Origin of the sequence: Nonomuraea sp. NPDC049655 (assembly GCF_044465465.1) — a bacterium.
Classification (GTDB): domain Bacteria; phylum Actinomycetota; class Actinomycetes; order Streptosporangiales; family Streptosporangiaceae; genus Nonomuraea.
In genome coordinates this window covers 52,744-66,961 of sequence record NZ_JBITLS010000006.1, presented here as the reverse complement: position 1 = coordinate 66,961, position 14,218 = coordinate 52,744, and the positions used below count along the sequence as shown (strand labels likewise).

Genomic DNA, 14,218 nt, shown 5'->3' with positions numbered 1-14,218 from the left:
GGTGTAATCTGCGAGGCGATCTCATCATGCACCCGGAGGTCGCATGCCCCCCACGCGTGGCCGTCCCATTGCTCTGAAGCTCCTGATCCTCCTGCTCGTGCCGCTGCTGTCCCTGGTCGGGCTGTGGGCGTTCGCGGCGGGCCTGACCGGCGGCGACGGCCTGCGCCTGCTGGAGATCAACAAACTGGCCTCCAACCTGGCCACGCCGTCGGAGCGGATCAACGCCGAGCTCCAGGACGAGCGGCTGGCCTCGGTCGAGTTCCTGGCCACCCACCGCGGCGCGGACAAGCTGGCCAGGCAGCGCGGGCAGACCGACCGGGCCGTGGCGGCCTTCCGCAAGCTGGCCAAGGACCAGCGCGGGATGTCGCCCGAGATGCGCACGCAGCTCGACGCCCTCAACGCCAAGCTCGACCTGCTGTCCGGCATCCGCGCCGAGGTGGACGGCGACACGGTCGCGCCGCTGGCCGTGATCGACGGCTACAGCCAGATCGTGGACGCCTCCTTCCGCATGTACGACGCGATGGTGCTGGTTCCCGACATGTCGCTGTACCGGCAGGCGCGGGCCGTCACCATGCTCGGCGAGGCCAAGGACCTGGTCTCGCGCGAGCGCGCGATGATCGTCGTGGTGCTGGCCAGAGGGCGGGTGGAGGCCGTCGAGCGGGAGGCGTTCACCGGGATGGTGGCGACCCGGCGGCTGCTGTACTCACAGGCGCTCTCGCACCTGGACGGCGGCCTGCGCGGCCCGTACGCGCAGCTGGCCACCTCGCCCGTCTACAAGGAGTTCCTCGACGCCGAGGACGCCATCCGGGGCCAGGCCGCGATGAACGGCCTGCCCGCCACCGCCGCCACCTGGGAGGTGGACGGCCAGAACCTGTGGGCGGTGCTCGAACGCGACCAGGGCCAGGCCGTGGAGGGCATCGTGGCCCGGGTGACGCCGGCCGCCGGGAGCATCCTGATCAAGATCGGCGTGGCCGGCGGCGTGGGCCTGCTCGCCGTGCTCGCCTCGATCCTGCTGTCGCTGCGCTTCCGCCGGCGGCTGGTCCGCGAGCTGGCCGGGCTGCGCGACGCGGCCACCGAACTGGCCGAGGTGCGGCTGACCGGGCTGATCGAGCGGCTGCGCACGAACACCCGGCCGCCCACGGCCGCCGAGGTCGCGCCGCTGGAGGTCAGGACGGAGACCTCCGAGGTCGCCGACATCGTGCGGGCCTTCAACCACGTGCAGTCCACGGCTGTGGAGGCCGCCGTCGACCAGGCCAGGCTGCGGCACGGCGTCAGCCAGGTCTTCGTGAACCTGGCCCGGCGCAACCAGTCGCTGCTGCACCGCCAGTTGCTCCAGCTCGACAGCATGGAGCGGGCCACCGAGGAGCCCGACCTGCTGTCCGACCTGTTCAAGCTGGACCACCTCACCACCCGCATGCGCAGGCACGCGGAGAGCCTGATCATCCTGTCCGACCAGGCCCCCGGGCGCGGCTGGCGCAACCCGGTGGCCATCCTCGACGTGCTGCGCGCGGCCGTCGCCGAGGTCGAGGAGTACGAGCGCGTCGAGATCCTTCCGCCGCCGCAGACCGCGCTGCTCGGCGCGACCGTCACGGACGTGGCCCACCTGCTGGCCGAGCTGGTCGAGAACGCCACCCTCTTCTCACCCCCGCAGACCAGGGTGGACGTGCGCAGTTCGAGCACCCCGAACGGCCTGATGATCGAGATCGAGGACCGCGGCCTCGGCCTGCCCCGCGTCGAGCTGGACGAGCTCAACGACCGGCTGGCCAAGATGCCGGAGTTCGACCTGGCGCAGAGCGACCGGCTGGGCCTGTTCGTGGTCGGCCGGCTGGCCGCCCGGCACGACATCAAGGTCACCCTCGCGCCCTCGCCCTACGGCGGCCTGACCGCGATGGTCTTCCTGCCCTCAGCCCTCCTGGCCGACCAGCCGGTCCTCGCCGGGAGCTAGGTAGGCCGTCCCGCCCGAGGCCCGCGCCCGCGCGGCCGCCAGCAGCCGCCGGTGGCCGTGAGCGGGCAACAGGCGGGCGGCCGCGGCTCCGGTGACGGCCCGGTTGACGGTGGACCAGAAATCGTTCACCGGGCCGACGTTACGGCAGCACCTGCAGCAGCGCCTGGGTCCTGGCCCTGGCCGGTTCCTCGATCCGCTGGCTCTCCTTGCCCGCCGCGTCCAGCACGACCAGCGTGTTGTGCGCGCCGCCCGCCACGCGGACCACGAGCCGCCCGTCGGCCAGGTAGAACGCGCCGATCAGCCGGCCCTTGACGGCCGGGGTGAGCTTCCGGCCCGTCACCAGGTCGACCACGGCGGGCTTGAAGGCCGCCGGCCAGCTCCCGTCGCCGAGCGCGGCGGGATCGGCCGGGACCGCGACGACCGCGTTGCGGCCGTTCGGCGACAGGCTCTGCACGTGGGTGACGAGCTTGACGCCCTTGGCCCTGGCGGCCTTCCCGGTCCTGACGTCGAGCCGGTAGACGGCGTCGGCCTCGCCGGTGTAGCCCGCGAGGTAACGGCCGCCCGCCGCCCACGCCAGATGGCACACGCCCTTGGACGTGCCGAGCCTGCGCCTGCCGGTGCCGTCGGCCTTGACCGCCATGACGGTCTCGCCCTTGCCGACGTAGGCGACCTGCGTCGAGTCGGGCGACCAGACGGGGGTCAGGCACGGCGTGCCGCCCTGGAGCTTCGTGGCCGCGGTGACGGTCCTGGCGCCGTCCTTGACCTGGAGGTCGCCGCCGTCGGTCACCCAGGCGGCCTTCCTGCCGTCCGGCGAGACGGCGAACTGCGGCAGCGCGCCGATCTTGGCGAGGGTGCTCCACTCCCCGCCTTCGTAGCGGGCGAGCCGGTGGCCGTCGTCGGCGTAGACGGCGGCGCCCGAGAGCTCGGGCGCGGTGGCCGCCGACGCAGGGGCGGGGGCCAGCAGCGCAACGCCGAGGGCGATCCCGGCCACAACACGAATCTTCATGACAGCCAATGGTGCCGTAACGGATCAAAGACGCATGAACGGCTCGCTGAAGTGCGCGGTGGCGATCGTCGCCCGCTCGGCCCGCAACGCCGCCAGGACCTCGGTGCGCGTGCGCGCGGCCGTCTCCTGGTCGTCGTCGTAGACGTAGTGGATGCCCGGGTCGGCCAGTTGCACCGGGTGGAGCACGAGATCTCCGGTGATGGCCAGGTCGCCGACCCTGGCGATCTGGTGGCCGGGGGTGTGGCCGGGCGTGTGCTGGACGTGGACGCCCGGCGCGATCTCGGCCTGCCCCTCGACCACGTGGAGCTGGTCCTTGAGCGAGGTCAGCAGGTCGGACATGGCTCCGGAGGCCGCGTCCACCTCGGCCCGCTGGAGCACGTGGCGCGCGTTCTCGAACACCGGCCGGCCGCCTGTGACCGCGCCGCTCGCGTGGTCGCTGTGCAGGTGGGTGAGGACGACGGTGCCGATGTCGGCGGGCGCGACGCCCACCGCCGCCAGCTCGTCCGTCAGGACGCCGGGCACGGGCGCCCAGCCGGCCGCCGGGGAGTCCTCCCCGCCGATGCCGGTGTCGACGAGGGTGAGGCGGCCTGCGCCGTCGCGCAGCAGGTAGCAGTGGAAGTGCAGGACCCACGGATCGTCCGCCGGACCGGATCCGGGGAACATCTCGGCGAGCGGGAGGCGGATCGCGGGGCCCATCGGGCCCACCGCGTCGCAGAGCGGCGTCACCTCGACGCCGGAGACGGTGATGGGGCTGTGCTTCATCCCGCCTAGGTTAGGCGGCGACGGGCTGCCGCGGAACGTACTCGTTCTCCAGGTCGGCGGCGTAGACCGCGCGGCAGCAGTGGGCGCACCGGTACATGATCGGGCCCTCGTCGAGCGTGTGCTGGCACTGCGGGCAGTGGACGGTGTTCATGGTGTTCCCCCAAGGAGCTCGGATGTGTCCATGGAACCCCCGCCGAGTTGCAGGGGTCCTGCATGTCACTTGACACGGTGCCGCTGCGCTGATGGGGGTTTGTGTGCCTTCGTCGCACCGCCGGCCGGGCGTCTTCCTCACGGCGTGGTGCGATGAAGAACATTGTCACGCGTACGGGCCGGGACACGCGGCAGAACACACCAGAACCGTCCGGGAATAGTCCAAGAGGGCTAGGCGTTTGATGGGGCGGAACGTGTGGTATCTTCCCCACAAGCGTTGAGCTTCCGCTCCGCTGGTTCTGCTCCAGCCCCGCCCAGGTTTCTCCGGGCCCGGCTTCTTCATCGCACTCGCCGATCTCCGGTCGGCGCATCTCCCCCAAAGGGGCTCATCATGTCTGTTCACACCATTCCGCAACAGCGCGCGGAAACGCCCGCAGGGCAGGTGAGCGGCCTCCTCGACGTACAGGAGAAGTCCGCCTTCATCCGCGCGGAACACCTTCCCGGGCCGGGCGACGTACGCGTGCCGCCCGAGCGGGTCAGGCAGCTCGGGCTGCGGCGCGGCGACCGCGTCGTGGCCACCGTGGCCGGGAACAAGCTGGCCGGCGTCCAGTCCGTCAACGGCCTGGCCGAGTGGCGGGACCGGCCGCGTTTCGAGGAGCTGACGCCCGTCCACCCGGACGAGCGGCTGGTCATCGAGACCGGGTCGCTCAGCACCCGGGTCATCGACCTGGTCGCGCCCATCGGCAAGGGACAGCGCGGTCTCATCGTGGCGCCGCCCAAGGCCGGCAAGACGATGGTGCTGCAGGCGCTGGCCGCCGCGGTCACCCGCAACCATCCCGAGGTGCACCTCATGGTCGTGCTCGTGGGCGAGCGGCCCGAGGAGGTGACCGAGATGCGGGCCTCCGTCCAGGGGGAGATCTTCGCCTCCACCTTCGACCATCCCGACCGCGACCACGCCGCCGTCGCGGAGCTGGCCCTCGAACGCGCCAAGCGCCTGGTGGAGGGCGGCCGCGACGTCGTGCTGCTGCTCGACTCGCTGACCCGGCTCGGCCGGGCCTACAACAACCTCGCGCCCGGCGGCGGCCGGGTGCTCACCGGCGGCATCGACGCCCGCGCCCTCTACCCGCCCAAACGCTTCTTCGGCGCGGCCCGCAACGTCGAGGGCGGCGGCTCGCTGACCATCCTCGCCAGCGCCCTCGTGGACACCGGCTCCCGCATGGACAACAGCCTGTACGAGGAGTTCAAGGGCACCGGCAACATGGAGCTCCACCTCGCCCGCGACCTGGCCGAGCGACGCCTGTTCCCGGCGGTCGACCTGGAGGCCTCCGGCACCAGGCGCGAGGAGATGCTGCTGCACCCGCAGGAGCGGCAGGTGATCTGGCGGCTGCGCCGCACGCTGGCCGGGCTGGACCGGCAGCAGGCCCTGGAGACGCTCGTCGGCAAGCTGCGCGCGACGCCGTCCAACGCCGCGTTCCTGCTGGAGGCGCTGCGCGCGGCGGCGTGAGGCCGCTGGAGAATGGGCGCATGCTGGCCGACATCGTCGAACACCTGATCTGCCCCGTCTGCCACGCGGACGTGGAGCTCGCCGACGGCGCACTGCGGTGCGCGCGCGGGCACTCCTTCGACGTGGCCAAGCAGGGGTACGTCAGCCTGCTCACCGGGTCACGCCCGCCCGGCACCGCCGACAGCGCCGCGATGGTGGCCGCGCGGGCCGAGTTCCTGGCGGCCGGGCACTATGCCCCGCTGGCGCAGGCGCTGGCGGAAACCGTACGCGTACGGGTGGCGGCCGGAGAAAAACGTGAATCTTCTACTGAATCGAATGACGAAACCGGGCCGGGAGCGTACGGTGGGGCGGGAGTGGAGGCCGGTCCGCACGGTGGGCCGGTGACCGTCGAAGGTCTCGGCGCGGCGGGCAGGGTCGCACCGCTGATCGTCGACGCCGGCACGGGCACCGGGCACTACCTGGCGGCCGTGCTCAATGCGGTGGACGATGGCATCGGGATGGCGTTCGACGTCTCCAAGCACGCCGTACGGCGGGCGGCGCGGGCGCATCCGAGGCTGGGGGCGTTCGTGGCGGACGTGTGGCGGCCGCTCCCGATCCGGCATGGGGTGGCCGATGTGGTGATCGATGTGTTCGCGCCCAGGAACGGGCCCGAGTTCCGGCGGATCCTGCGCCCTGGAGGGGCCGCGGTCGTCGCGACCCCCGCGGCGGCGCACCTGAGCCCGCTGGTCGGGGAGCTGGGGCTGCTCTCGGTGGACGAGGAGAAGGATCTCCGGGTCGCCCGCAGCATGCAGGGGTTCACCATGACCGGACGGCGCGCGATCGAGTTCGACATGGAGCTCGGACCGGACGAGCTGGTCCAGGTCGTGGGAATGGGCCCGAGCGCGTGGCACACTGATTCCGCCGAGCTGGCCGCCCGCATATCCGGTTATTTCAGCCGACATGCCAAGAATGGCCAGAAGAAAGTTACGGTCAGAGCCGCGTTTCATCTGTCTATCTTCGAGCCTGAGCCCCGTTCAAGACCTGTTCCTTGACGGGCATCTGCGACTGGTGTTACTGATGGGGCATTTAGTCCGAAATTCCCCCACATTCCCCGAGTATTTCCCCGACTCAGGCGCAATACTGGACGGCATCCCGCACCCAGAGGGCGTGGGCCATCGATGGGAGGGGGCGCGCCGGATGAAGGCGGAGGAACGCTGGCAGGCCAGGTTCCGCGCGTCGCGCATGACGCTGCCGGCCTGGGCCCGCCAGGCCCCGAACCGCTCCATCTACCGCTCCAACGCCACCGGGACGTGGGAGGTCTACGCCTGGGACCGGGCGACCGGCGCCGTGCGCCAGGTCACCGACCGGCCCAAGGGCACCGCGTACGCGGCGATCGACCCGGCGGGACAGTGGATCTACTGGTTCGCCGACACCGACGGCGACGAGTTCGGCGCCTGGTGGCGCCAGCCGTTCGCGGGCGGTCCGAGCGAGCCGGCCGCGCCCGGCCTGCCGCCGGGCCAGCCGGGCGGCATCGCGCTGTCGGCCACCGGCCTGGCCGCCATCAGCCTGGCCAGCGAGGGCACGTTCCGGATCCACCTGGTACGCCCCGGCGCGCCGGCCGAACTGCTGTACGAGCACGCCGAGGCCGCCTGGGTGACCGACATGTCCCTCGACGGCTCCCTCATCGCCATCAACCACGGCGAGTACGGCGACTTCCGGCGTCCGGCGCTGCGCGTCGTCGACCAGCACGGCGAGACCGTCGGCGAGCTCTACGACGGCCCCGACAAGGGCGTGCACGGCCTCCGCTTCGCCCCGGTGCTCGGCGACCGCCGCCTGCTGACCCTGCACGAGCGCCGCCAGCGCCACGAGCCCCTGGTCTGGGACCCGGTCACCGACGAGCAGCGCGAGATCTGGCTGAAGGACCCCGGCGACCTGGCCGCCGAGTGGTTCGACGACGGCCGCGGCCTGCTGATCGTGCGCGACCACCGCGCCCGCAGCTACCTGCACCGCTACGACCTGGCGGGCGGCGTCCTGACCCTCATCGACACGCCGCACGGCGTGATCGACGAGGCCGCGCCGCGGCCCGGCGGCCACATCGAGTACTCCTGGTCCAGCGGCTCGCGCCCGCCGGTCATCCGGTCGAGCAACGGCCAGGTCGTGCTCAACGCGGGCGGCCCGCCGGCGCCGCCGAGCGTCCCCGTCGAGGACCTCGACGTCGAAGGGCCCGGCGGGCGCATCCACGCGCTGGTGTCCAAGCCCGAGACCGGCGCGGCGCCCCACCCGGCGGTCTTCCTCATGCACGGCGGCCCGACCGACCACGACCGCGACGCCTTCTCCCCCGAGGTCGCGGCCTGGGTCGACGCGGGCTTCGCCGTCGTCCGCGTCAACTACCGCGGCTCGACCGGCTACGGCTCCGCCTGGCGGGACGCGCTGCACGGCGACGTCGGGCACATCGAGCTGGCCGACATCGCCGCCGTGCGTCAGGCGCTGGTGGACCGGGGCACGATCGACCCCGCCCGGCTGATCCTGGCCGGCACCGCCTGGGGCGGTTACCTCTCGCTGCTCGGCCTGGGCGTCCAGCCCGGCCTGTGGGCCGCGGGCATCGCCGCGGTGCCCATCGCCTGCCACCAGACCTGCTACGAGGACGAGGCCGAGAGCCTGCGCGCCTACCAGCGCGCCCTGCTCGGCGGCTCCCCCGACGAGCAGCCCGAGCGGTACGCGTTCTGCTCGCCGATCACGTACGTGGACCAGATCAAGAGCCCGCTGCTGATCCTCGCCGGCGAGAACGACACCCGCTGCCCGCTGCGCCAGATCGAGAAGTACGTGGCCAAGCTCGCCGAGCACGGCCGCGAGCACGAGCTCTACACCTACGGCGCCATCCGCGGCTCGCTCGTGGTCGCCGAACGCATCGCGCAGACGGCCCTGCAACTGGAGTTCGCCCGCAAGCACGTGCACGTCGGCTGACCTCTCACGCACGTCGTGGGAGCGCTCCTGCGGGGCGTTCCCACGCCGGTCAGCGCGCGCGCAGGACCACGATGGCGAGGTCGTCGGCGCTCGGCTCGGCGGCGAACTCCGCCGCGCCCCTGCGGATGCGCTCGGCCACCGCCCTGGCCGACAGCCCGGCGCACTCGGCCAGCAGCTTGGCCAGGCCGCCGTCGTCGTCGAGCAGCCGCCCGCCCGAGCGCCGCTCGGTCACGCCGTCGGTCACCGCCAGCAGCACGTCGCCGTGGTCGAGATGGATGGTGTCGGCCTCGAACACGACCTCGTGGAAGACGCCGAGCAGCGACTGCGGCGTGGTCACCGCCTCCACCTTGCCGCTCGGCCTGAGCCGCAGCGCCTCGGGATGGCCGGCGGACACCAGCCGCACCTCCAGGCCGGACGCCACGGGCGTGATGTCGCCGTGGAGCAGCGTGAGGAACCTGGCCCGCTCGCCCTCCTCCAGGATCGCCTGGTTGAGCCGGCCGAGCACCGCGGCGACGCCGTAGCCCTCGCGGGCCAGCAGGCGCAGCGTGTGGCGGGCCAGGCCGGTCACCGCGGCGGCCTCGGGGCCGGTGCCGCAGACGTCGCCGATCGCGAAGCGCCAGGAGTCGTCGCCCGCCTTGAACAGGTCGTAGAAGTCGCCGCCGACCTCGTTGGCCTCGCCGGCGGGCTCGTAGATGACGCCGTAGTCGAGACCGGGCACCTCGGGCTCGTTGGGCGGCAGGAGGCTGCGCTGCAGCGCCCGGTTGGCCGCGGCCTGCTGGGCGTAGAGCCGGGCGTTGTCCATGGCCAGCGCGGCGCGCCTGCCGATGTCGTCGGCGAACTGGATGACCTCGTCGGGGAAGCGGTCGGACCGGCCCAGGCACATCATCCCGAGCCCGCGGCCGCGCGCGGTGAGCGGCACGGCCAGCACCTGGGAGTCGTTCAGGTGGATGACGGACGTGGCCCTGGTGTCGGCCGCGCCGACGTCCATGTCCGTGAGCTGCTCGCGCAGGCCGTCGATGCGGGCCTCGTCGGCGTGCCAGAGGTAGACCAGCCGCAGCGGGCCGCCCGAGTTGCCGGCGGTGTAGACCGCGCACCAGCTCGACAGGCGGGGCACGACGATCTGGGCGATGATCGCCGGGACCATGTCGGGGTCGAGGGTGCCGGCCAGCAGGTCGCTGGCGTCGGCCAGGAAGCCGAGCCAGTGGGGGCCCCGAGCGCTCTCCTCCGCCCATTCGGCGGCCACCTGGTCCACGGAGCCGGGTAGCGTGAGCCTTGCCCAATGGACACGGGAATCGCCCGCGAAGGTGACTCCCCACTCCTCCACGTTCACGGAAGGAGCCTTCGGGTCACCGTGCGCGGTGATCCGCTGCCGCAGTTCGACCTGGACTGAGTCCCCGTAATGCTTCCAAATCACCTCAAACGGCTCGTCAGAGACCTGCTCCGCCAGATCGCCGGCCACCTGCTCGGCGGTATGGAGCACGCTGACGGTGGCCCACGCGGTCATCACCTCGCGCGTGAACCTCATCGCAGCCGTCACAGCGGAATCGCCAGGCGCGAAGGTCGCGGCCAGGACCGCGTGGGGAGAACCAGTCATCCCATCGTGCCTACCACACTTCTCACTGACTTGGGGTAAATCCAAGGGCAGGACTACGAGCTACTCATCGTGACAGACTTGAATCACTCGCCGGGACCCGTCGCGAGTGAAGGAGGCCCCATGACCACGGCCAAGGCCGCATCAAGCCCGGAGGAGCGGACCTATACAGAATCGGATCTCGTTCCCGTGCTGGAGACTCTCTTCTCCTGGCGTGACGGCGATTTCCGGCGTCGGGTCCCGCACGCTCCTCCCGGCATCCTCAGCGAAGTGCGCCTGCTGCTGAACGAAGTGGCCGACCGCCGCGAACATCTCGCCAACGAGCTGGCAAGGGTTCGCAAAGAAGTCGTCAAGGAAGGGCGCTTCGGCGAGCGGCTGACGCCCGGCCCGGGCGTCGGGGCGTGGTCCGAGAGCGTCGAGTCGGTCAACATGCTGATCGACGCCCTGGTCAGCCCGGTCAGCGGCGCGGCCGACGTGATCGACGCGGTGGCCAAGGGCGACCTGTCGCGGCGCATCGACCTCGACCGGTCGGCCCGCGGCGAGGTGCGCCGCCTGGGCAAGGCCATCAACGGCATGGTCGACCAGCTCGCCCTGTTCAACTCCGAGGTCACCAGGGTCGCCCGCGAGGCGGGCACCGAGGGCCGGCTGGGCGGCAGCGCCAACCTGCGGGGCATGTCGGGAAGCTGGCGCGACCTCACCGAGGCCGTCAACACGATGTCCTCGCGCGTGGCCGCGCAGGTCCGCGACATCGCCGTGGTCACCACGGCGGTCGCCAAGGGCGACCTGAGCCGCAAGGTCACGGTCGACGCCGTGGGCGAGATGTTCGAGCTGAAGAACACCGTCAACACGATGGTCGACCAGCTCTCGGGCTTCGCCGAGGAGGTCACCCGCGTGGCCCGCGAGGTGGGCACGGAAGGCCAGCTGGGCGGCCAGGCGCAGGTCACCGGCGTGTCGGGCGTCTGGAAGGACCTCACCGACAACGTCAACTTCATGGCCAACAACCTGACCTCGCAGGTGCGCTCGATCGCCACCGTCGCGACGGCGGTCGCCCAGGGCAATCTGTCGAAGAAGATCACCGTTGACGCCGAGGGCGAGATCCTGCAGCTCAAGGACACCCTCAACACCATGGTCGACCAGCTGTCGTCCTTCGCCGACGAGGTCACCCGAGTCGCCCGCGAGGTCGGCACCGAGGGCAAGCTCGGCGGGCGCGCCGAGGTGAAGGGCGTGTCGGGCGTCTGGAAGGACCTCACCGACAACGTCAACTCGATGGCCAACAACCTGACCTACCAGGTGCGCAACATCGCCCAGGTGACCACGGCCGTGGCCAACGGCGACCTCACCCGCAAGATCGACGTCGACGCCCAGGGCGAGATCCTCGAACTCAAGTCGACCATGAACACGATGGTCGAGCAGCTGTCCTCGTTCGCCTCCGAGGTCACCCGCGTGGCCCGCGAGGTGGGCACCGAGGGCCAGCTGGGCGGCCAGGCGCAGGTGCGCGGCGTGTCCGGGGTCTGGAAGGACCTCACCGACAACGTCAACTCGATGGCCAACAACCTCACCTCGCAGGTGCGCCAGATCGCGGCCGTCTCGTCCGCGGTGGCGCAGGGCAACCTGTCGAAGAAGATCACCGTTGACGCGCAGGGCGAGATCCTGCAGCTCAAGGACACCCTCAACACGATGGTCGACCAGCTGTCGTCCTTCGCCGACGAGGTCACCCGCGTGGCCCGCGAGGTGGGCACGCAGGGGCAGCTCGGCGGCCAGGCGCGGGTGCAGGGCGTGTCGGGCGTGTGGAAGGACCTCACCGACAACGTCAACTTCATGGCGAACAACCTGACCTATCAGGTGCGCAACATCGCCGAGGTCACCACGGCCGTGGCCAACGGCGACCTGACCCGCAAGATCGACGTCGACGCCCAGGGCGAGATCCTGGCGCTGAAGACCACCATCAACCGGATGGTCGACCAGCTGTCCTCCTTCGCCTCCGAGGTCACCCGCGTGGCCCGCGAGGTGGGCTCGGAGGGCCAGCTCGGTGGCCAGGCCCGGGTCGAGGGCGTCGAGGGCACCTGGAAGCGGCTCACCGAGAGCGTCAACGAGCTGGCCGGCAACCTGACCACGCAGGTGCGCGCCATCGCGACCGTCACCAGCGCCGTGGCCCGGGGCGACCTGACCCGGTCGATCGCCGTCGAGGCGCAGGGCGAGCTGGCGGAGCTGAAGGACAACATCAACTCGATGGTGGCCAACCTCCGCGAGACGACCCAGGCCAACCAGGAACAGGACTGGCTCAAGTCCAACCTGGCCCGCATCTCCCGGCTCATGCAGGGCCACCGCGACCTGTTCGAGGTGGCCAAGCTGACGATGAGCGAGCTCACTCCGCTGGTCTCGGCCCGCTACGGCGCCTTCTACGGCATCGACCCCGAGGGCGACCACGAGCTGACGCTGATCGGCGGCTACGGCGTGCGTCCCGACCGGGGGCCGCGCCGGCGCTTCGCGATCGGCGAGGGCATCGTCGGCCAGGCGGCGGCCGAGGGCAGGCACATCATCCTCGACGACGTGCCGCCGCAGTTCATCACCATCGACAGCGGGCTCAGCCAGTCCACGCCCGCGCAGATCGTCGTGCTGCCGATCCTGTTCGAGAACCGCGTGCTCGGCGTGCTGGAGCTGGCCTCCTTCACCCCGTTCGGCGAGGTGCACCTCGACTTCCTGACGCAGCTCGTCGAGACCATCGGCGTCACGATGAACACGATCATCGCCAACTCCCGCACCGAGGACCTGCTGACCGAGTCCCAGCGGCTCACCCGGGAGCTGCAAGAGCGCTCCGACGAGCTCCAGCGGCAGCAGGAGGAGCTGCGCAGGTCCAACGCCGAGCTGGAGGACAAGGCGGCGCTGCTGGCCAAGCAGAACCGCGCGATCGAGATCCAGAACTTCCAGATCGAGCAGGCCCGCCGCACCCTGGAGGAGCGCGCCGAGCAGCTCGCGGTCTCCTCGCGGTACAAGTCCGAGTTCCTCGCGAACATGTCCCACGAGCTGCGCACGCCGCTCAACAGCCTGCTGGTGCTGGCCAAGCTGCTGACCGAGAACGCCGAGGGCAACCTGACGTCCCAGCAGGTCGAGTTCGCCCGCACGATCCACAGCGCGGGCTCGGCGCTGCTGCAGCTCATCAACGACATGCTCGACCTGTCGAAGGTCGAGGCGGGCCGGATGGACATCCATCCGATCCAGGTGTCGCTGCCCAAGATGGTCGACCTGCTGGAGGCGGCCTTCGCGCCGCTGGCCCAGGACAAGGGGTTGTCGTTCGGCGTCGAGGTGGCCTCCGACGTGCCGAGCGAGCTGCGGGCCGACGAGCAGCGCCTGCAGCAGGTGCTGCGCAACCTGCTGTCCAACGCGGTGAAGTTCACCCCGAAGGGCGAGGTCAAGTTGCGGGTCGCGGCGGCCCCCCGAGGGGTCGACTTCGACGACGACACCCTCCACGACGCCACCGACCTGCTGGCCTTCCAGGTGATCGACACCGGCATCGGCATCGCGCCCGACAAGCGCGAGGTCATCTTCGAGGCGTTCCGGCAGGCCGACGGCACCACCAGCCGCAAGTACGGCGGCACCGGCCTCGGCCTGGCCATCTGCCGTGACATCGCCCGGCTGCTCGGCGGCGAGATCCACGTCGAGAGCGAGCTGGGCAGGGGCAGCACGTTCACCCTCTACCTGCCGGCCTCCTACACCGGCCCGCTGGCCGCCACCGACGGCAGCACGGCCCCGCGCCGGCAGCTCATGACCTCGCCCGCCGAGGAGCAGGCCGCCGCCGCGACCCTGCCCGAGCCGCCGCCGCTGGACATGCCGATGCCCGAGCTGGTCGAGCCGCCGGTGGAGACGCCCGCCCAGTGGCAGGGCGACGACCCGCTCAACGGCGCCAAGATCCTCATCGTCGACGACGACATCCGCAACGTGTTCGCCCTCACCAGCGTGCTGGAACGACACGGATCGACGGTCGTCTACGCCGAGAACGGCCGCGAGGGGATCGAGCAGCTGGAACGGAACGAGGACGTCGCGCTCGTGCTGATGGACATCATGATGCCGGAGATGGACGGCTGGGCCACGACCTCGGCCATCCGGCGCATGCCGCAGTTCGCCGACCTGCCGATCATCGCGCTGACCGCTAAGGTCATGCGTGGTGATCGCGAGAAGAGCATCGCCTCGGGCGCGTCCGACTACGTGCCCAAGCCGGTCGACGTCGATCGCCTGCTCGAACGGCTGCGCGGCTGGCTCAGCCGTGGGCGGGGAGCCACGACCGACTCGTCGCCCTCAACCGCTGAAGGGTCGTGATCG

The 14,218-nt window shown here is 71.2% G+C and carries 10 protein-coding genes; 5 read left to right on the top strand and 5 right to left on the bottom strand.

Annotated features, from left to right (window positions below; all coding sequences use genetic code 11):
* The first annotated feature begins 43 nt into the window (after positions 1-43).
* Positions 44-1,945 carry a nitrate- and nitrite sensing domain-containing protein gene (locus ACIBQ6_RS20090; RefSeq protein ID WP_397213537.1) on the top strand — a complete coding sequence of 634 codons (1,902 nt, stop codon included), beginning with the start codon at positions 44-46 and terminating at the stop codon, positions 1,943-1,945.
* On the opposite strand, the gene ACIBQ6_RS20085 is transcribed toward ACIBQ6_RS20090, so the two are convergent.
* The 4 genes from ACIBQ6_RS20085 to ACIBQ6_RS20070 are packed head-to-tail and all read right to left on the bottom strand — an operon-like array spanning position 1,904 to position 3,864.
* Entirely contained in the window at positions 1,904-2,074 is a 171-nt protein-coding gene (locus tag ACIBQ6_RS20085; RefSeq protein WP_397213535.1) for a hypothetical protein, read from the bottom strand. The genes ACIBQ6_RS20090 and ACIBQ6_RS20085 overlap by 42 nt on opposite strands.
* A 10-nt stretch (positions 2,075-2,084) precedes the next feature.
* Complete coding sequence (locus tag ACIBQ6_RS20080) at positions 2,085-2,951, bottom strand: TolB family protein (RefSeq protein ID WP_397213533.1); 867 nt, start codon at positions 2,949-2,951, stop codon at positions 2,085-2,087.
* Between the two features lie 24 nt (positions 2,952-2,975).
* Positions 2,976-3,713 carry an MBL fold metallo-hydrolase gene (locus ACIBQ6_RS20075; RefSeq protein WP_358290585.1) on the bottom strand — a complete coding sequence of 246 codons (738 nt, stop codon included), beginning with the start codon at positions 3,711-3,713 and terminating at the stop codon, positions 2,976-2,978.
* 10 nt (positions 3,714-3,723) lie between these two features.
* Positions 3,724-3,864: a hypothetical protein gene (locus tag ACIBQ6_RS20070; protein WP_352321299.1), complete on the bottom strand. Its 141-nt coding sequence runs from the start codon at positions 3,862-3,864 to the stop codon at positions 3,724-3,726.
* 390 nt (positions 3,865-4,254) lie between these two features.
* On the opposite strand from ACIBQ6_RS20070, the gene rho reads away from it, so the two are divergent.
* The 3 genes from rho to ACIBQ6_RS20055 all read left to right on the top strand — a co-directional run bounded on the left by rho (position 4,255) and on the right by ACIBQ6_RS20055 (position 8,310).
* Positions 4,255-5,367, top strand: coding sequence for a transcription termination factor Rho (gene rho / locus ACIBQ6_RS20065; RefSeq protein WP_397213530.1), 1,113 nt, complete (start codon positions 4,255-4,257; stop codon positions 5,365-5,367).
* Positions 5,368-5,387: 20 nt separating this feature from the next.
* Positions 5,388-6,398, top strand: a complete 1,011-nt coding sequence (locus ACIBQ6_RS20060) for a putative RNA methyltransferase (protein WP_397213528.1) — start codon at positions 5,388-5,390, stop codon at positions 6,396-6,398.
* Positions 6,399-6,543: 145 nt separating this feature from the next.
* Positions 6,544-8,310: a S9 family peptidase gene (locus ACIBQ6_RS20055; protein ID WP_397213526.1), complete on the top strand. Its 1,767-nt coding sequence runs from the start codon at positions 6,544-6,546 to the stop codon at positions 8,308-8,310.
* A gap of 49 nt (positions 8,311-8,359) precedes the next feature.
* Here the strand turns inward: ACIBQ6_RS20055 and ACIBQ6_RS20050 are convergent, their stop codons facing one another.
* Positions 8,360-9,562 carry a GAF domain-containing SpoIIE family protein phosphatase gene (locus ACIBQ6_RS20050; RefSeq protein WP_358290597.1) on the bottom strand — a complete coding sequence of 401 codons (1,203 nt, stop codon included), beginning with the start codon at positions 9,560-9,562 and terminating at the stop codon, positions 8,360-8,362.
* Between the two features lie 462 nt (positions 9,563-10,024).
* Here ACIBQ6_RS20050 and ACIBQ6_RS20045 point away from each other — a divergent pair, with 462 nt between their 5' ends.
* Positions 10,025-14,215, top strand: coding sequence for a HAMP domain-containing protein (locus tag ACIBQ6_RS20045; RefSeq protein ID WP_358290600.1), 4,191 nt, complete (start codon positions 10,025-10,027; stop codon positions 14,213-14,215).
* Positions 14,216-14,218: the final 3 nt, after the last annotated feature.